15 protein-coding genes are annotated in these 19,449 nt (G+C 62.6%); 9 read left to right on the top strand and 6 right to left on the bottom strand.

The annotated features are described in order from the left end of the window. Positions 1-87 precede the first annotated feature (87 nt). The gene (locus AC0L3A_RS15105) at positions 88-1,590 is read left to right on the top strand and encodes a flavin-containing monooxygenase (RefSeq protein ID WP_473254660.1); all 1,503 of its coding nucleotides are present in this window, start codon (positions 88-90) and stop codon (positions 1,588-1,590) included. Between the two features lie 183 nt (positions 1,591-1,773). On the opposite strand, the gene AC0L3A_RS15100 is transcribed toward AC0L3A_RS15105, so the two are convergent. Both AC0L3A_RS15100 and AC0L3A_RS15095 read right to left on the bottom strand, forming a co-directional pair. Continuing rightward, a complete protein-coding gene (locus AC0L3A_RS15100; protein WP_007598081.1) occupies positions 1,774-2,703 on the bottom strand; it encodes a response regulator in 930 nt (309 codons plus the stop codon). After that, positions 2,687-6,058 carry a hybrid sensor histidine kinase/response regulator gene (locus tag AC0L3A_RS15095; RefSeq protein WP_473254658.1) on the bottom strand — a complete coding sequence of 1,124 codons (3,372 nt, stop codon included), beginning with the start codon at positions 6,056-6,058 and terminating at the stop codon, positions 2,687-2,689. The genes AC0L3A_RS15100 and AC0L3A_RS15095 overlap by 17 nt, the downstream gene beginning before the upstream one ends. A 166-nt stretch (positions 6,059-6,224) precedes the next feature. Between AC0L3A_RS15095 and urtA the strand changes: the two genes are divergently transcribed. The 8 genes from urtA to AC0L3A_RS15055 all read left to right on the top strand — a co-directional run bounded on the left by urtA (position 6,225) and on the right by AC0L3A_RS15055 (position 14,229). Next, on the top strand, positions 6,225-7,484 hold the full coding sequence (urtA, locus tag AC0L3A_RS15090; protein ID WP_007598079.1) for an urea ABC transporter substrate-binding protein: 1,260 nt from the start codon (positions 6,225-6,227) through the stop codon (positions 7,482-7,484). 148 nt (positions 7,485-7,632) lie between these two features. After that, positions 7,633-8,559: an urea ABC transporter permease subunit UrtB gene (gene urtB / locus AC0L3A_RS15085; RefSeq protein ID WP_007598078.1), complete on the top strand. Its 927-nt coding sequence runs from the start codon at positions 7,633-7,635 to the stop codon at positions 8,557-8,559. Between the two features lie 17 nt (positions 8,560-8,576). After that, positions 8,577-9,716 (top strand): urea ABC transporter permease subunit UrtC, encoded by a 1,140-nt coding sequence (gene urtC, locus AC0L3A_RS15080; protein WP_007598077.1) that lies wholly within the window; start codon positions 8,577-8,579, stop codon positions 9,714-9,716. Positions 9,717-9,726: 10 nt separating this feature from the next. Beyond that, on the top strand, positions 9,727-10,482 hold the full coding sequence (gene urtD / locus AC0L3A_RS15075) for an urea ABC transporter ATP-binding protein UrtD (protein ID WP_007598075.1): 756 nt from the start codon (positions 9,727-9,729) through the stop codon (positions 10,480-10,482). A gap of 251 nt (positions 10,483-10,733) precedes the next feature. Continuing rightward, positions 10,734-11,423 carry an urea ABC transporter ATP-binding subunit UrtE gene (urtE, locus tag AC0L3A_RS15070; RefSeq protein ID WP_007598073.1) on the top strand — a complete coding sequence of 230 codons (690 nt, stop codon included), beginning with the start codon at positions 10,734-10,736 and terminating at the stop codon, positions 11,421-11,423. A gap of 27 nt (positions 11,424-11,450) precedes the next feature. After that, a complete protein-coding gene (gene fmdA, locus AC0L3A_RS15065; protein ID WP_007598072.1) occupies positions 11,451-12,680 on the top strand; it encodes a formamidase in 1,230 nt (409 codons plus the stop codon). Between the two features lie 90 nt (positions 12,681-12,770). Then, positions 12,771-13,148 (top strand): FmdB family zinc ribbon protein, encoded by a 378-nt coding sequence (locus tag AC0L3A_RS15060; protein ID WP_007598070.1) that lies wholly within the window; start codon positions 12,771-12,773, stop codon positions 13,146-13,148. A gap of 40 nt (positions 13,149-13,188) precedes the next feature. Continuing rightward, entirely contained in the window at positions 13,189-14,229 is a 1,041-nt protein-coding gene (locus tag AC0L3A_RS15055; RefSeq protein ID WP_007598069.1) for an aliphatic amidase, read from the top strand. Positions 14,230-14,299: 70 nt separating this feature from the next. Here the strand turns inward: AC0L3A_RS15055 and AC0L3A_RS15050 are convergent, their stop codons facing one another. From AC0L3A_RS15050 to AC0L3A_RS15035, 4 genes are all read right to left on the bottom strand, one after another. Then, positions 14,300-15,130, bottom strand: coding sequence for an MlaD family protein (locus AC0L3A_RS15050; protein WP_354127073.1), 831 nt, complete (start codon positions 15,128-15,130; stop codon positions 14,300-14,302). Positions 15,131-15,275: 145 nt separating this feature from the next. Further along, entirely contained in the window at positions 15,276-17,495 is a 2,220-nt protein-coding gene (locus AC0L3A_RS15045; protein ID WP_354127072.1) for an acetate--CoA ligase family protein, read from the bottom strand. 162 nt (positions 17,496-17,657) lie between these two features. Next, on the bottom strand, positions 17,658-18,638 hold the full coding sequence (locus AC0L3A_RS15040; RefSeq protein WP_354127071.1) for a glycosyltransferase family 2 protein: 981 nt from the start codon (positions 18,636-18,638) through the stop codon (positions 17,658-17,660). Between the two features lie 152 nt (positions 18,639-18,790). Continuing rightward, positions 18,791-19,360 (bottom strand): class GN sortase, encoded by a 570-nt coding sequence (locus tag AC0L3A_RS15035; RefSeq protein WP_219679686.1) that lies wholly within the window; start codon positions 19,358-19,360, stop codon positions 18,791-18,793. Positions 19,361-19,449: the final 89 nt, after the last annotated feature.

Here is a 19,449-nt window from a genome sequence, read left to right as displayed (position 1 = left end):
GCGCGATGGGCAACCACGTCCGTCGCGGAGGAAACGCGCCGCCCAATCAAGGGCGGGCACAAAAACAAGCAAGGCATAGAAGCAACAATGAATGTCGCTGTTCGCAGTCACGCCACGGCCAAACAAGCTTCTGAACATTTCGACGTGCTGATCGTCGGTGCCGGTATCTCGGGTATCGGTAGCGCCTATCACATGACCAAGCAGCTTCCGGGTGCGAGCTTCGTCATCCTGGAAACGCAGGCGACGTTCGGCGGCACATGGACCACGCACCGCTATCCCGGAATTCGTTCGGACAGCGACCTCCACACCTTCGGTTATAGCTTCAAGCCCTGGGTCGGGCCGCCGATCGCGACCGCCGACGAAATCCTCGCCTACATGAACGAGGTGATCGACGAAAACGATATCGCGCGGCATATCCGCTACAAGCACAAGATCAATTCGGCGAGCTGGTCGAGCGAGCAGAACCTCTGGACTATCGAGGCGGTGACGACCGACACCGGCGAGCCGAAAACTTTCACGGCGAACTTTCTCTGGATGTGCCAAGGCTATTACCGCCATTCGGAAGGCTATACGCCGGAATGGAAGGGCACGGATCGCTTCAAGGGCCGCATCGTTCATCCGCAGACCTGGCCCGATGATATCGACCTCGCGAACAAGAAGATCGTCGTGATCGGCTCCGGCGCGACGGCGGCGACGCTGGTGCCGAACATTGCCGACAAATGCGCGCATGTCACGATGCTGCAGCGTTCGCCGACCTATTTCCGTTTGGGCCGCAACGCAATCGAGATCGCGGAGGAGCTGCGCCGGCTGCAGGTCGACGAGGCCTGGATCCACGAGATCGTCCGGCGCAAGATCCTGTTCGAGCAGGACGCGTTCACCAAGCTTTGCTTGTCAAATCCCGAGCAGGTGAAGCAAGAGCTGATCGGGCAGATCAGCGCGGTGCTCGGTCCGGAGTACGATGTCGACACACATTTCACGCCGAGCTACCGGCCCTGGCGGCAGCGCATCGCCTTCGTGCCCGATGCCGATCTGTTCAAGGGCATCGCCAGCGGCAAGGCGTCTGTCGTCACCGACGAGATCGAATGTTTCGTCGAGAACGGTATCCAGCTCAAATCCGGCAAGCTGCTGGAAGCTGACATCATCGTCACCGCGACCGGCTTCAATCTCGCGGCGCTCGGCGACATCGCCTTCGAGATCGACGGCAAGCCGCTCGCTTTCGGCGACACCGTCACCTATCGCGGCATGATGTTCACGGGCGTGCCGAACATGGTCTGGGTGTTCGGCTATTTCCGCGCCAGCTGGACGCTGCGCGTCGACCTCGTCGCCGACTTCGTCTGCCGCCTGCTCGGTCACATGAAGGTCAAAGGCAAGAAGAAGGTCGAGGTCAAGTTGCGCGCCGAAGACCACAACATGCCGATCCTGCCCTGGATCGATCCGGAAAACTTCAACCCCGGCTACATGATGCGCAACATGGACCTGCTGCCCAAGCGCGGCGACAAACCGGAATGGCAGCACAGCCAGGATTACTGGACCGAAAAGGACGAGATCCCGAAGACGGATCTGGATGGCGGGGAGTTCGTGTACGGGTGAGGCGCGGCAGGCGACGCTACAAACTTCTCCGTCGTCCTGGCGAAAGCCAGGACCATCACCCCAGGGAGATGTTGCGGCGCGAGCTTGTCATCAAGAGTCTTCGCCATACGACGTACCGTGGTAATGGGTCCTGGATCGGCGCTCCGCTTCGCTGCGCTTGTCCAGGACGACGGCGGTGGGGGGTCAGGAATTCCTTCTTGTTGCATTCGTTGCAATCGCCGCAGCCGCAGTCCGGTTCTCGACCCCAAGCTTGGAGTAGATCTGCTCGAGATGCTTGTCGACCGTGCGCGGGCTCAAGCCCAAGATCTGCGCGATGTCGCGGTTGGTCTTGCCCTTGCTGAGCCAGGCCAGCACCTCGCCTTCGCGGGTGGTGAGGCCAAGCTCGCTGGTGAATTCGGGTGGCGGCGCGGTGCCGGACTCCCTGGACAGCCGCAGCAGGAACTCGTTCGGCGCGGTCTCGCCCATGTAGTACAACCGGAGTTGAGGATTGTCGGGCAGGGAAGCGGCCTGAGACTTCGAGCTGCCCTTGCCCTTGGCCTGCTCCAGCCATTGCAGCAATGATACCGGCAGGACGAAATCGTCGTCGGCCTGCGCGCCGTGGTGGTCCGCCAGCAGCTTCTGCGCCTGCGGGGTCGCCCACAATAATTTGCCCTGGCGGTTGACCGCGAACAGGAATCGGCCCGAGACGTCGAGCGCAGCGCGTGCGCTTTGCGTCAGCCGCGCATTGCCGAGATGAACGCGGATGCGCGCCAGCATCTCCTCGATCACGATCGGCTTCGTCACGTAGTCGACGCCGCCGGCCTCCAGCCCGCGCACGATGTGCTCGGTCTCGGCGAGCCCCGTCATGAAGATCACCGGGACATTGGCAAGACCCGCATCACGCTTGAGGCGGCGGCAGGTCTCGAACCCGTCCATGCCCGGCATCACCGCGTCGAGCAGCACGATGTCAGGCGTGATCTGGTCGACGATGCGCATCGCGGCCGCGCCGTCGAGCGCCACCATTACCGTCATCCCGGCGCTGTCGAGCGCGTCGGTGAGCAGCCGCAGCGTCTCCGGGGAGTCGTCGACAACGAGCGCGACGTCGCGCTTTTTCGACTCAGTGCTCATACGCATGCAACGTCTTCAATGTGGCCATGTACTGGTCGAGATCGAAGCGGTCGATCAGCGACCGCATTTCCGCGACGAAGTCGGCATGTTCAGGGTGCTCGCTGCCGATCTCGTCCAGCTTCAACTGGATAGCCTTGACGTAGCCGATCTGACCAAGCCCGATCAGCGCTTCGATGTGTCGTACAGGCGGCCGCGAGCCGCTCTCCGGCCGCCATAGCGGCACGGCGATCTCATCCGAGCCGTATTGCCATTCGATCTTGAGAAGCTGGCGGATGCCTTCCAAAAGCCTGGGAATGTCGATCGGCTTCATCAGATAGCCGTCGTGGAAAGGCTGCGCCAGCGGTGTGCCGTGGGCCTCGAGCGCGCTGGCCGACACCATCAGGATGCGCGCCTGATGGTGTCCGTTCGCGCGTAGCGTCTCCGCGACCGTCCAGCCGTCCATGCCCGGCATGGAGATGTCGAGCAGGAACAGATCGGGCCGGCAGTGCTGGGCCAGCGCCAGGCAGCCAGGTCCGTCGGGAGCGCTGAGCAGGATGAAGCCGAGCGGTGTCAACACCTCACGCAGGAGGTCGCGATGCACGGGATCGTCGTCGGTGATGAGGATGGTCTTGCGCGCGCCGTGATAGCCAGAGATCGGGGCCTCCACCGGCGCAATGCGCTGCGGATTGGTGACTTCCGATAGCAGCATCTTGACCTTGAACGTGCTGCCGCTGCCGACCGTGCTCAAGACCTTGATATCGCCGCCCATGACGCCGGCGAGCAGCCGGCTGATGGTCAGGCCGAGCCCAGTGCCGGTCTGCGGCTGCGAGACACCGAGCGCGCCGCGTTCGAAGGGGGCGAAGATGCGTTCGAGATCGTCGCCCTGGATGCCCGGGCCGGTGTCGATCACCTCGAACTCCGCGACCGGGCTGCGATAGTGCACCACGAACTGCACACTGCCGGTCTGGGTGAATTTGATCGCGTTGGACAGCAGATTGATCAGCACCTGGCGCAGCCGCTTTTCGTCGGCATAGACCACGACCGGCAAATGTGCCGGCCGTCTGAACACGAAGTCGATGCTCTTGGCAGCGGCCTGGAGGCGAAACATGCCGACGAGCTGGTCGAGGAATTCGGTCAAGCGCACCTCGTCGCGCGACAGGTACAGCCGCCCCGCCTCGATCTTGGAGATGTCCAGAATGCCGTCGATCAGGCCGGAGAGGTGATCGGCGCTGCGGCGGACGACGCGGACCTGGTCGCGCGGCTTGGTGTTGAGCGTGGTGTCCTGCTCCAGGAGTTGGGCATAGCCGCTGATCGCGTTGAGCGGCGAGCGCAGCTCGTGGCTCAGGCCGACCACGTAGCGGCTCTTGGCGAGGTTGGCGGATTCGGCGATTTCCTTGGCGCGCTGGAGCTCTGCGTCGGTGCGCTTGTGGGCATCGATCTCCTGGATCAGCAGCGTGGTCTGGCGCCGGGTCTCGGCCTCGGCGGCCCGTCGGCTCTGCTGCGCCAGCACGAACAGCCAAGCCACGACCCCGATGATGATGCTGAGCGAGAAGAACACCTTCCAGAGCACGTTGGAGACGAGCATGTTCTCGCCTGGCACGCTGACCGAGGTCTGGAGGTAGATCAGCCCCAGCACCAGCGCGACGAGGCCCGCGGAGACCACGAACACACCGATGTAGTGGCCGAACTGCGAATTGATCCGCTGATAGATCGACTGCGGCAGGATCCTGGCGAGCGCGTCGGCGAACTGCACCTGCGCCCGCGCATGCGGTTTGCACAAATCATGGCAGCGCGCGTCGAGCGAGCAGCATAGCGAGCAGATCGGGCCGGCATAGGCAGGACAGGAGGTCATGTCCTCCGGCTCGAAATGGTGCTCGCAGATGCAGCACTGGATCGATTCGATATTGGCCCAGCTCCTCTTCGGCTTGCGCGCGATGTAGTATTTACCGTCAGTGAGCCAGGCGATGACGGGCGCGGTGACGAAGGCGACCGTCAGCGCGACGAAGGCCGCGAGCGCTTTCATGGTCGAGCCGAACAGGCCGTAGAATGCCGCGATCGAGACGATGGTCGCGATCGTCATCGCGCCGACGCCGACCGGGTTAATGTCGTAGAGATGGGCGCGCTTGAACTCCATCTGCGGTGGGCGCAGGCCGAGCGGCTTGTTGACCACGAGATCGGACACCAGCGCCCCGACCCAGGCGATCGCGACATTGGAGTAGAGCGCGAGCGTCTGCTCCAAGGCCTTGTAGACGCCGATCTCCATCAGCAGCAGCGCCACCATCACGTTGAACACCAGCCAGACGACCCGGCCGGGATGGCTATGTGTCAGACGCGAGAAGAAGTTCGACCAGGCGATCGAGCCTGCATAGGCGTTGGTGACGTTGATCTTGAGCTGCGACAGGATCACGAACGCGCCGGTGAGTGCCAGGGCCATGTCCGGCTGCGACAGCACGTAGCGAAACGCTTCGAGATACATGTGCGCCGGCTCGGCCGCCAGCTCGCTGGAGAGACCGTGGCTCAGCGCGAAGAAGGCGAGAAACGAGCCCAGCAGCAATTTCAGCGCGCCGAAGATGATCCAGCCGGGGCCCGCGATCAGCAGGGCGGCCCACCACGACGTTCGCGAGGTGCGGCGGTCGCGCGGCAGGAACCTGAGGAAGTCGACCTGCTCGCCGATCTGGGCCACCAGCGAAAACACCACGGAAGATGCGACACCGAACAGCAGCAGATCGAAATGTCCGCTGGGGTCGCCGTGCTCGCCGGCGAATTTCCGCCACTCCGTGAATGAGTAAGGATTGGCCCAGGCGATCGCCGCGAAGGGCAGGATGTGCAGGATGATCCAGATCGGCTGCGTCCAGAGCTGGAAGCGGCTGATCAGCGTGATGCCGTAGGTGACAAGCGGGATGATTGCGACGGCGCTGATGAGATAGCCGATCGGGCGCGGAATGCCGAAGCACATCTCGAGCGCCGTGGCCAGGATCACCGCTTCGATCGCGAAGAAGATGAAGGTGAAGGAGGCGTAGATGAGCGAGGTGACGGTCGAGCCGATATAACCAAAGCCGGCGCCGCGGGTGAGCAGGTCAATGTCGATGCCGCATTTGGCGGCATAATAGGCAATCGGAACGCCGCAGCAGAAGATGATGGCGGAGACGACGAGGATCGCGGCGGTGGCGTTGGTAACACCGTAGTTCAGGGTGATGGTGCCGCCGATCGCCTCCAGAGCGAGAAAGGAGATGGCGCCCAGTGCGGTGTTGGCGACGCGGGCGGCGGACCACCGGCGCGCGCTCTTGGCGGTGAAGCGCAGCGCGTAGTCTTCCAGCGTCTGGTTGGCGACCCATTGGTTGTACTGGCGCCTGACGCGATCTATCCGCTGCCGCCCTGCCACTTAACCCCCACTCCCGAACTCCCGCATCCCTCGCAAAACCTGTACCAAAAGCCTACGTCGTCATTTTGCGGTGCAGTATACGCGATCTTGCGTATGCTTGCAGTGCACAAATTCGAGCCATCCTCACGGCACCAATCGCGTGTCCTCGAACAACAGTGGGGTGCTCATGTCAGACGAAGCGAACAAGGGCCTGTTATCGCCGCTCCGGCGCAAATTATTGATGGGAATGGCGGCCGTGCCGGCCATCACCCTGCTACCGCGAGCATCTTTTGCGCAGGCCCCGGCGACCTCGGCGGTCAATACCACGGGTCTCGCGGTCACCGACACCGAGGTGACGGTCGGCATCCTGCATTCGGCGACCGGCACCATGGCGATCTCCGAGACCGGCTCGATCGAAGCCGAAAAGCTCGCCATCGAGCAGATCAACGCCATGGGCGGCGTGCTCGGGCGCAAGATCAAGTTCATCCAGGAAGACGGCGCCAGCGATTGGCCGACCTTTGCCGAAAAGGCCAAGAAATTGCTGGTCAACGACAAGGTCGCGGCGATCATGGGCTGCTGGACCTCGGCGTCCCGCAAGGCCGTGCTGCCGGTCATGGAGCAGTACAACGGCATGCTCTATTACCCGACCTTCTATGAAGGTCTCGAGCAGTCCAAGAACGTGATCTACACCGGCCAGGAAGCCACTCAGCAGATCCTCGCCGGCCTGAATTGGATCGCCAAGGAGAAGGGTGCGAAGTCGTTCTTCTTCATCGGCTCCGACTACATCTGGCCGCGCACCTCGAACAAGATCGCGCGCAAGCATGTCGAGAACGTGCTGAAGGGCAAGGTTGTCGGCGAAGAGTATTATCCGCTCGGCAATACCCAATTCAATTCGGTCATCAACAAGATCAAGCTGACCAAGCCCGACGTGATCTTCACCGACGTTGTCGGCGGCTCGAACGTCGCGTTCTACAAGCAGCTCAAGGCCGCCGGCATCGACCTCTCCAAGCAGGCGCTGCTGACGATCTCGGTGACGGAAGACGAGATCGACGGCATCGGCGGCGAGAACATCGCGGGCGCCTATGCCTGCATGAAGTACTTCCAGTCGCTCGACAATCCCAACAACAAGACCTTCGTCCCGGCGTTCAAGAAGATGTGGGGCGAGAAGACCGTGATCGGAGACGTCACCCAGGCTGCCTATCTCGGCCCGTGGCTGTGGAAGTTGACAGTGGAGAAGGCGGGCTCCTTCGACATCGACAAGATCGCGGCGGCGTCGCCAGGCATCGAGTTCAAGGGCGCTCCGGAAGGCTATGTGCGCATCCACGAAAATCATCACCTCTGGTCGAAGACCCGGGTGGGGCGCGCCAAGCTCGATGGCCAGTTCGAGCTGATCTACGAGACCGCCGATCTGGTCGAGCCGGATCCGTTCCCCAAGGGTTACCAGTAAGACCAGAGCTACCAGTCAGTCACGGCGTTCGCCGCCGTTTCCCTCTCAGGCAAACCCTCTCCCTGGCGTGGACCGCAAATCCACGCCCAAGCCCCCCGCCCCGCCCCCCCGCCCCCCCCCCGGGACCCTTTCCCGACGGAGGACATCGATGTTCGGCGACTACTCGCTTGGTGACCTTGGCTCCATCTTCGTCATGCAGGGCTTTGCAGGACTGATCCTGTTCTCCGTCTACGTCCTGATGGCGCTCGGTCTTGCGATCATCTTCGGCCAGATGGGCGTCATCAACATGGCCCATGGCGAGTTCATGATCCTTGGGGCCTACGTCACCTGGATGACCTCGAGTTTCTTCCAATCCTATTTGCCGAGCCTGTTCAGCGGCTACTTCTTCCTCGCGATGATCCTGGCCTTTATCGCATCCGGTGCGTTGGGGATGCTGGTGGAATGGGTGCTGATACGGCATCTCTACAAGCGCCCGCTCGACACGCTGCTTGCGACCTGGGGCCTCAGCCTGATCCTGCAACAGGCCTATCGCTCCGTGTTCGGCGCGCGCGAGGTCGGCGTCGAGCTGCCGCAATGGATGCTTGGCTCGCTGCACGTAACCGACAGCATCGAAGTGCCGATCAACGGCGTCTTCGTGATGTGCCTCACCGTCCTGATCACCGTCGGTGTTGCCTACGTGATGTACAAATCGCGCTGGGGTCGGCAGGTGCGCGCCGTCGTGCAGAACCGCATCATGGCCGGTGCCGTCGGCATCAACACCGAAAAGGTGGATCGCTACACTTTCGGCCTCGGTTGCGGCATTGCCGGTGTCGCCGGGAGCGCCTTCACCATGATCGGCTCGACCGGGCCGACCTCCGGACAGCTTTACATCGTCGATACGTTCCTGGTGGTCGTGTTCGGCGGCGCGGCAAGCCTGCTCGGCACCATCGCATCGGCCTTCTCGATCTCGCAGACCCAATCCACCCTCGAGTTCTTCCTGTCGGGCTCGATGGCCAAGGTGCTGACGCTGCTTGCCGTTGTCGGAATCCTGATGCTGCGGCCGCAGGGTCTCTTCGCCCTCAAGGTCCGCAAATAACAAGAAACAGGCAAGTCATGGTCATCAACTCACGCTTCTTCAATCGATCCGAGCTCATGGGCTTCCTCGTGCTGGCCGTTGTGCTGTTCGTGATCCTGCCGCTCTCGCTGGATGTGTTCCGTCTCAACCTCGTCGCAAAATATCTGACCTACGCCTTCGTCGCGCTCGGTCTCGTGCTGTGCTGGGGCTACGGCGGCATTCTCAGTCTGGGGCAAGGCGTGTTCTTCGGCCTCGGCGGCTATTGCATGGCGATGTTCCTCAAGCTGGAGGCCTCCAGCGTCGAGAATACCAAGATCCAGTCGACGCCAGGCATCCCGGACTTCATGGACTGGAATCAGATCACGTCACTGCCACTGTTCTGGCAACCGTTTCACAGTCTCACCTTCACCATCCTCGCCATCATCCTGGTCCCCGGCATCTTCGCGCTGATCATCGGCACTGCGATGTTCAAGCGCCGCGTCGGCGGCACCTACTTTGCCATCATCACCCAGGCGGTGGCGGCCATCCTCACCATCCTGATCGTGGGCCAGCAGGGCTACACCGGCGGCATCAACGGCATGACCGACCTGCGCACCCTCAAGGGTTGGGACATAAGGCCCGACCACGCCAAGGTCATCCTGTACTTCGTCGAAGTGGTGCTGCTGTTCGCCTGCATCGGCATCGCGCAGTTCATACGCCTGACCAAGCTCGGCCGCATCCTGGTGGCGATGCGCGAACAGGAGGACCGCGTCCGCTTCTCCGGCTACAGCGTCGCCAACTTCAAGATCTTTGCGTTCTGCATGGCCGCGGTCTTCGCCGCGATCGGCGGGGCCATGTTCGCACTCAATGTCGGTTTCATGTCCCCGTCCTTTGTCGGCATCGTGCCGTCGATCGAGATGGTGATCTACACCGCGGTCGGCGGACGGATGTCGATCTTCGGCGCGATATGGGGAGCCATTCTGGTGAATTTCGCCAAGACCAGCCTGTCGGAGTCCTTCCCGCAACTCTGGCTGTTCGGTCTCGGCGCGCTGTTCATCGCCGTCGTGCTCGCTTTCCCGAACGGCCTGTCGGGGCTCTGGGCCGACTATGTGCAGCCGCGCATCGACCGCCTGTTCACCTCGCGCAAGAAGCCGGGCTGGAGCGACAATTCGGTTGCCGATGGCGCACCGGCAGAGTGAGGAGACCATCATGCTTGTTGGACATCAGCCGAAGGAATTCCTGCTCGCGGTCTCCGGACTGACCGTTTCCTTCGACGGCTTCAAGGCCGTCAACGATCTCTCGTTTTACGTCGAGGAGAACGAGATCCGCGTCATCATCGGCCCCAACGGGGCCGGCAAAACGACGGTGCTCGACCTGATCTGCGGCAAGACCAAAGCGACCGAAGGCTCGATCCAGTTTCGCGGCACCGAGCTGACCAAGCTCAAGGAGAACGAGATCGTCAAGGCCGGCGTCGGCCGCAAGTTCCAGACGCCGTCGGTGTTCGAAGACCTCACCGTGTTCGAGAATCTCGAGATTTCGTTTCCGCGCGGCCGCACCGTGTTCGGCTCGCTCACCTTCCAGCGCGACCAGCCGGTGAAGTCACGCGTCGCGGAGGTCGCCGAGATGATCTTCCTCAAGGACAAGCTCAACACCTATGCCTCTGAGCTCAGCCATGGCCAGAAGCAATGGCTCGAGATCGGCATGCTGCTGATCCAGGACCCGGACCTGCTGATGCTGGACGAACCCGTCGCCGGCATGAGCGTGTCCGAGCGCGCCAAGACCGCCGAGCTGCTCAACCGCATCATCAAGAACCGCTCGGTGCTGGTGATCGAGCACGACATGAAGTTCGTCGAGGACATCGCGCACAAGGTCACCGTGCTTCACCAGGGCCAGATCCTCTCGGAAGGGACCATGGATAAGGTGAAGAACGACCCCAAGGTCATTGAAGTCTATCTGGGGCACTGAGATATGACGAATTCGGGCCAGTCTGTTGCGGCAATGACAGTGCACCTCTCCCCCTGTGGGAGAGGTCGGATCGCCCAAGCGATCCGGGTGAGGGGTATCTCTCCGCAGCTCAAACTGCCTCTCGCCTTCGCGGACGCAGACCCCTCATCCATCGCGGACTTCGCCCGCGCCACCTTCTCCCACAAGGGAGAAGGGAGAAAGTTCACGGCAGAGCGGCCTCACCAGAATTCATGCTGATTTAGGGAGCGATCATGCTGGCAATTTCCGATCTTCACGTCGCCTATGGCCAGAGCGAGGTGCTGCACGGGCTCAACGTCAAGGTCGCGCCCAACGAGATCGTGGCGATCATGGGCCGCAACGGCATGGGCAAGACCACGCTCATGAAATCGCTGATGGGCATCCTGCCGGCGAAGAGCGGCTCGGTGACCATGGACGGCGCCGAGCTCGGTGCCTTGCCGAGCTACGCGCGCGTCGCCAAGGGCCTCGCCTATGTGCCGCAGGGCCGCATGATCTTCTCAACCATGACGGTGAAGGAGAACATCGAGACCGGTCTCGTGGTCTCCGGCGGAACCGAGGTGCCCGGCGACATCTACGAACTGTTCCCGGTGCTGCTGGAAATGAAGGACCGCCGTGGCGGCAATCTCTCCGGCGGCCAGCAGCAACAACTCGCGATCGCTCGCGCGCTGGCGACCAAGCCAAAAGTGCTGCTGCTGGACGAGCCGACCGAAGGCATCCAGCCGTCGATCATCAAGGAGATGGCGCGCACGCTCAAGCGCATCCGCGACGAGAAGGGGCTTTCGATCGTCGTGTCCGAGCAGGTCCTGAGCTTCGCGCTCGATATCGCCGACCGTGTGCTGGTGATCGAGAACGGCGAGATCGTCCGCGACGATCCGCGCGACGCCGTCGATGCCGCGCAGGTCTCGAAATATCTGTCCGTCTAACCAACCGTGTAAAAGGGGAGCCTCTCGATGCCAGAGACACTGATCAAGGTCGATCTCACCAAGTCGGCCTATGAAAATGACATGGTGCATAACCGCTGGCACCCAGACATTCCGATCGTGGCCTGGGTCAATCCGGGCGACGACTTCATCATCGAGACCTATGACTGGACCGGCGGCTTCATCAAGAACAACGATTCCGCCGACGACGTGCGCGACATCGATCTGTCGATCGTGCACTTCCTCTCCGGCCCGATCGGCGTCAAGGGCGCCGAGCCCGGCGACCTCCTCGTCGTCGACCTGCTCGACGTCGGTCCGATGAAGGAGAGCATGTGGGGCTTCAACGGCTTCTTCTCCAAGCAGAACGGCGGCGGCTTCCTCACCGATCATTTCCCGCTGGCGCAGAAGTCGATCTGGGACATCAAGGGCCTCTACACCTCGTCGCGGCATATTCCGGGCGTCAACTTCGCCGGCCTGATCCATCCCGGCCTGATCGGCTGTCTGCCCGATCCGAAGATGCTGGACACCTGGAACAAGCGCGAGGCCGAGCTGATAGCGACCAATCCGACTCGTGTGCCCGGCCTTGCCAATCCACCGTTCGCGCCGACCGCTCATGGCGGCCGCGCCAAGGGCGAGGTCAAGGACAAGATCGGCGCGGAAGGCGCGCGCACCGTGCCGCCGCGCGAGCATGGCGGCAATTGCGACATCAAGGATCTCTCGCGCGGCTCGAAGATCTACTTCCCGGTCTATGTGCCCGGCGCCGGTCTCTCGATGGGCGATCTGCACTTCAGCCAGGGCGACGGCGAGATCACCTTCTGCGGTGCGATCGAGATGGCCGGCTGGCTGCATCTGAAGGTCGAGGTGATCAAGGACGGCATGGCGAAGTACGGTGTCAAGAATCCGATCTTCAAGCCGTCGCCGATCACGCCGAACTACAAGGACTATCTGATCTTCGAAGGCATCTCGGTTGACGAAGCCGGCAAGCAGCACTATCTCGACGTCACCATCGCCTATCGCCAGGCCTGCCTGAATGCGATCGAGTACCTGAAGAAGTTCGGCTACTCCGGCGCCCAGGCCTATTCGATCCTTGGCACCGCACCGGTTCAGGGCCACATCTCTGGCGTGGTCGACGTGCCCAATGCCTGCGCCACATTATGGCTGCCGACGGAAATTTTCGACTTCGACGTGATGCCGTCCTCGGCGGGTCCGATCAAGCACATCAAGGGCGATATCCAGATGCCGATATCGCCGGACAAGTAATCCCTGCGCGACGGGATGCGGGACGGCGTAGCTGTCGCCCCGCATCCTTCGCCGGAACTCTCTCACAGACAACAGCGTAGGGATGATGCGATGCCGGTCTATGAATATCTCTGTGACGATTGCGGTCCGTTCAAGGATCTGCGCCCGATGGCCGAATGCGACGATCCGCAGGTTTGTCCGCAATGTGAAATCATGGCGCCGCGCGTCATCCTGACCGCCCCGAACTTCTTCTGCATGCCGTCGGAGACGCGCAAGGCTCACGCCGTCAATGAGCGCAGCACGCACGCGCCGCAGACGCTGGCGCAATACAAGGCCTCGCATGGCCCCGGCTGCGGCTGCTGCTCGACGGGAAGAAACTCCTCGGACATGAACTCATCGGACAAGAAAAAGCCGGCGCGGCTGGTGACCAAGACCAGGAGCGGCGCGAAGGGTTTCCCGACCGCGCGGCCCTGGATGATCAGTCACTGATTCATGCGGCAATCTCAAACAGAGTAGAGGAGCAATTCAAATGCTTCACGGTGACATCTCCAGCAGCAACGACACCGTCGGCGTCGCGGTGGTCAACTACAAGATGCCGCGCCTGCACACCAAGGCCGAGGTGCTCGACAACGCCCGCAAGATCGCCGACATGGTGGTGGGCATGAAGACCGGCCTTCCCGGCATGGACCTGGTGATTTTCCCGGAATACTCCACCCAGGGCATCATGTACGACTCCAAGGAGATGTATGAGACCGCTTGCGCGGTCCCCGGTGAAGAGACCGCGATTTTTGCGGAGGCTTGCCGCAAGGCCAAGGTCTGGGGCGTGTTCTCGCTCACGGGCGAACGCCACGAGGAGCATCCGAACAAGGCGCCCTACAACACCCTGATCCTGATGAACGACAAGGGCGAGATCGTGCAGAAGTACCGCAAGATCATGCCGTGGGTGCCAATCGAGGGCTGGTATCCCGGCAACTGCACCTATGTCTCCGACGGCCCGAAGGGGATGAAGGTCAGCCTGATCATCTGCGACGACGGCAACTTCCCGGAGATCTGGCGAGACTGCGCCATGAAGGGGGCCGAATTGATTGTACGCTGCCAGGGCTACATGTATCCGGCCAAGGAGCAGCAGATCCTGATTTCGAAGGCCATGGCGTGGGCCAACAACGTCTATGTCGCGGTCGCCAACGCCGCCGGCTTCGACGGGGTCTATTCCTACTTCGGTCACTCCGCGATCATCGGCTTCGACGGCCGCACCCTCGGCGAGTGCGGCGAGGAAGACTACGGCATTCAATATGCCCAGTTGTCGAAGCATCTGATCCGCGATGCGCGCCGCAACGGCCAATCGCAGAACCATCTCTACAAGCTCGTCCATCGCGGCTACACCGGCATGATCAATTCCGGCGAAAGCCCGCGCGGCGTAGCGGCCTGTCCCTATGATTTCTACAGGAACTGGATCGCGGATCCCGAAGGCACAAGGGACATGGTCGAAGCGATGACGCGCGCGACGCCCGGGACCGCCGAATGCCCGATCGACGGCATCCCGAATGAAGCGGGACCGAGCAACTACTGAGCCATGGCTGCATCAACCACACGGTCCTACGCCGACAAGGGCGGCGTCATGCACTCCGCGTGATGAGGGTCTACCGTTTCTGCTGCGCCGGCTTGCGTGGCGGTCGCGGAGCGGCGGCCGGCGTGGATGTCCCGCTCATCTTGTTGGCGGCCTCGCTGACGTCGAGCAGCGATCGGCGGATGTCTTCGAGGAAGTTCGCCGATTTCTTTCTCATGGTGTCGGCGAGCTCGTGCAATCCCTGGATCTTTTCGAACAGCTCGTCGGCCTTGCCGTCGGCAAAGCCGGGCACTACGCCTTCGATCTTTGTGACCGCCTTGTCGAAGCCCGCGAAGGCGCTGTCGACCTTGGCCATGACGGAATCGATTTCGCCGCCCTTGCTCCTGAGATCGGCGGTGTAGTTCTCGAACGTGCGCAGGCCCTCCTTGATCGCCGGGGCGTTGCTGACGATCGTGCGGTCGACACTGTGCAGGGTGTCGACGATTGATTCGGCGTCGCTGAGATCGGCGGTCAGCACGGGGACGCCGTCCGAATCCAGCGGCACTGGCGGTGCGGAGGGCGCGCCGCCGATCAGCGAGACCGCGGCGACGCCGGTAAGACCGAGGAACTCGATGCCCGCGACGGTGTCCTTGCGGATCGGCGCGGAGTTGTCGAGCATCACCAGGGCCACGACCTTGCGCGGATTGTCCAGCTTGATCGACAGGATCTGGCCTGCGGGGACGCCGTCGAAATTGACCGGCCCGCCGCGGCGCAATCCGCTCGCCGAGCCGCCCTCGAACACGACGCGCAACTGGCTGCGGCTCTGGAGGGTGCGCCATTTCTGCACGCCGAGCACGCCGCCGAACGCCACGGCGATCACCGCCAGCGTCGCCGTTCCGATCACCAGATTGCTCGCGCGTGCCATGCAGGGTGATTTTACGGCCAAACGAGGGAAGTTGGAAGGAGCTGCAATGGTACGTAGGGCGGGTTAGCGAAGCGTAACCCGCCAACGCCTCGTGCGGCCGTGGAGCGATTTGGCGGATTACGCTGCGTTAATCCGCCCTACGGTCTCAATGCCCGGCGGCGCGCTTGGCCGCAGCATTGTTCAGCACGATCAGGGCATCGACGGCGACGCCGGTCCCGGCATTGATCAGGAACGGATTGACGTCGATCGAGGCGATCCGGTCGCCGGCATCCGCGATCAGGTTGGAGAGGCCGACCAGCGCCTTCACTGCGGAGGTCTCGTGCAAAGCCGGCTTGCCGCGATAGCCGCGCATCTTGATACCGGCTTTGGTGCGGCCGATCAGGAGCCGGGCCTCAGCCTCGTCCAGCGGCGCGCCGGCGAGCGCGACGTCCTTCATCAGCTCGATGTCGATGCCGCCGGTGCCGAACAGCACGACCGGACCCATCTCGGCATCGAGGGAGGCGCCGACCACGAGCTCCAGATCGGCCTTGACCTGTTGCGCGATCAGGATGCCGTCGAGCTTCGGCTTGCCCTTCAGCCTGCTCACCCGCGCGGTGATGTCGGCGAACGCCTTCTTCACTTCGGCCGGGTTGGTAAGATTCAGCACCACGCCGCCGATATCTGATTTGTGCAGGATCTCGGCGCTGACGACTTTTGCCACGACCGGGAAACCGATCTGCTTGGCGATCTTCACGGCCTCGGCTGCCGTCTGCGCGATTGCCTCCTTCGAGATCGGGATGCCATAGGCCTTCAGCAGCTTCTTCGAGGCGACCTCGTCGAGCGCGGCGCCCGTTGCCGATTTCAGCGCCTTCTCAAGCACGGCACGCGCGGCCGGCTTCGAGCTCGAGACGATATCGGGCACTTCCTTGCGCAGCTTGGCGTAGTCGAGCAGCGACTTGATCGCAGTCACCGCGCGGTCCATGCCCTGCATCACCGCAAGATGCGGCAGCGACTTGCGCAAGGTCTTGGTGAACTCGGTGAAGCCGATCGACATCGCGCTGATATAGATCACCGGCTTGCCGGCCCGGCTCGCCATCTCGTCGACGATGCGCAGATTGCGCTCGCGCAGCTCGTGCGGGGCTTTCGGCAGCTCGGCATCGATGATGACGATGTCGATTTCGGGGTCGTCGATCATCAGCCCGATCGATTTCAGGTAGACGGAGGGATCGACCACCGCGGCGAAGCCAGCGTCGAGCGGGTTGCCGACGATCGAGCCCGGCCCGAGCATCTTTGCCAGCTCCGAGCGGACATGCGAGCTGAGTGGTGCAAAATTCAGGCCTTCTGCATCGAAGGCGTCGATCAGCATGCCGCGCTTGCCGCCGGATAGCGTCACTGCGGCGAGCCGGTCCCCCCTGGGCACAGCGGCATGGACGAAGCATTCGGTGGTCTCGATCAACTCGTCGAGCCCGCCGACCCTGATGACCCCTTCGCGCGTTGCAATGGCGTCGAATGTCTCGATCGAGCCCGCGAGCGCGCCGGTGTGTGCCATCGCCGCCGCGCGACCACCCTCGGAGGCCCCGAGCTTGAGCGCGATCACCGGTTTGCTCGCGGCGCGCGCCGCCTTGCAGGCGTCCCGGAATGCCTTGGTGTTGCGTACGCCTTCGAGGTAGACCACGATCACCTTGATGCTCGGATCCTCGGCGAAATAGCGCATCAGGTCCGGCGTCTCGAGCCCGGCCTCGTTGCCGGTCGTCACCATGTAGCCGACCCCGGCACCGCGATCTTCCAAAGCTTGGCGGATCGCCATGACGATGGCGCCGGATTGCCCGGCAATCGCCACCGCGCCCTGTTCCATGGTGACGATACGGTCGTCGATATTGGTGAAGAGTTTTTCGCCCGCGCTCAAATTGCCGAGGCAGTTCGGGCCGGTGACCGCCAATCCCGTCTCGCGCACGGCCGCTTGCAGTTCGGCGGCGAGCTTCTGGCTTTCCTCATCCTGCAACTCGCTGAAGCCCGAAGTGACGATGGTGGCCGAGCGCGCGCCGGCCGCGGCGGCGTCGCGGATCACTTGCACGGCAAAGCGCGCCGGCACCAGCACCAGCACGTGGTCGGGTTTTTCCGGGAGGCTTGCAAAGTCCTTGTAGCAGGGGACACCCCAGATGGCGTCGCGTTTGGCATTGACCGGATAGAGCCCGCCCTCGTAGCCGTATTTGACCAAATTGTTCCAGATGCGCTCGGCGTAGTTGCCGGGCTTGTCGGTCGCGCCCACCAGCACGATGTTGCGCGGATGCAGCATGGCGTGGATGCCCTTGACGATGTCGCTGGCATCGGGCGCCGGAGACCATGGGCGCGACGAAGCTGAGGCGGCAGATACGCGAGCTTCCATGGTGTGACCTCACCTGTTGTTCTTGTTGGTGGTGCGTCACTCTGTTCTATGGCGAGTTCTTCGGACTGGCAACCACGTGGGCAGGTATGCCGTGCGGTGGAATGGGCGCGCGTCAAGCCCTGGTGGTGATCGACATCTTCGGATCTCTGCTCGCGCCGTGGTTCAGTATCTCAGCATGCCGAGTTTGTAGGCGTAGTGATAGGCCAACTGCTTCGCCAGATAAGGAGCGATGGCGCGCCGGATCTGCATCTGTGTCGGTTCGAAGCCGAGAACGCGTCGCCGCAGGACGCCCATCTCCCTGACGCCGACCGCATAGGTGGATGCCGTCTTTTGTGCGTCATGGATTCGGAAGCAGGCGAGAAATCGCGGCAAGCGTGCGAATTTGAATCCTGCGGCTTGCGCTCGAAGGATGAAGTCCCAGTCCATCGCGTAGTGTAAACTCTCGTCGATCGGCCCGATCCTGTCCCACACGCGCTTGCGCCAGAACATCGTCTCTTGCGGAATGTAGTCGGCATATCGCAACGCCTTGCCGTCGTGGGGCGGCAGCACGGCGCGGCCGACCTCGAGTCCCTCGCGATCGATGAAGACGCGATGGCCGTAGACGACGTCGACATGCGGATGTGCGATGAAGTAATTTGCGACATAGGCAAGCGTCCCGGGCAGCAGCATGTCGTCGCTGTTGAGATAGGCCATGATCTCGCTCTCGATGCCGGCGAAGCCGAGATTGATGGCGCTGGATTGCCCCTTGTCCGGCTCGCTCCTCCAGCGCAGGCTATCGCCGCGCCCCTTCAGGAGATCGAGCGTGCCGTCGATCGAGGCGCCGTCCTGCACGTGATAATACAGGTCCGGATAGTTCTGGCTGACGATGCTGTCGATCGTGGCGTCGAGATATTGCGCATGGTTGTAGCTCGGCGTGACCATCGCGATTCGGGGCGCGCCCGGATGGATCGCAGGTGCTGGCGGGAAAGCCGTCAGGTTGAGCAGGCGCGGCGGATATTGCTCGAAGGTCCACATCGGCGGGCGGCGCCAGAGGCTCCGAAGCGAGGAGCGTCTTCGCCCGGCGGCGATAAGATCCTGGTTCCTCTCCAGGAGCGCGACGCGGTTCTCGAGCTGTTCGAGACGCTGCCTGAACTCCTCATCCATCCCCGTTCTTCTCGCAAATTGCAGCGAAAATGCTCAATGGGCCATTCTGATAGGTCTCGCGTCGACGGCGCCGGTTCACGGGTTCCATCATGCGGGATTGTCCCTACAGGCCGGGCGGATTCAAGAGGGGGGTGCGGATCGATTGCGAACCGCTATTCATCGGTTCCGATCAGGGTGGCATGCAGGATGTAGCGCTCGGGGCCGGACACGACGGCGTCGAACGGCCAGCAGGTCGCGAGCACGAGTTCGGCAGCCCGTATCGCAGGATCGATGCCCGAGGCATCGAAGCGAACCACAGCGGAGGAATCCGCGCGAAAACGAAAGTGCTTGCCATCACTGCGTGTGACATCGATCAGGTCACCAATGGCGACATTCCGCAGGAAGCGGAAATGAGTGTCGCGGTGCGCTGCATATACGGCGACACCCCGCTCGCCCGCGTCAGCCGTTTGGCGGATATGGCCGGGACCGAAGGCGAGCGCCTGGCCGCTCGCGCCTTCCAGCACGATCGCGCTGGCGCCGATCCGCCTCACCTCGATCCGCGCGACCGGCCATGTGTCGGCCCATGACCATGGCCTGACCACTTCGCCGGTCGCAACGCTCTTGTCGAACGCGCGCTCCAGCAGCACCTGCGCGAGCCACGCCTTCGCATGGATGTAGGCGCCGTCGCCGAACAGGATGATGCCGATCAAGGCAAGAACCAAGGGAGAGATGAAGCGGGGCATTGTTTCCACACTCGTCATTGCGAGCGAAGCGAAGCAATCCAGAATCTTTTCGCGGAGGCAGCCTGGATTGCTTCGCTGCGCTCGCAATG

This window comes from Bradyrhizobium sp. MI1.3, from assembly GCF_055811695.1.
Note: the sequence above shows the minus strand (reverse complement) of the source record. Positions and strands in the feature narration are given on the sequence as shown.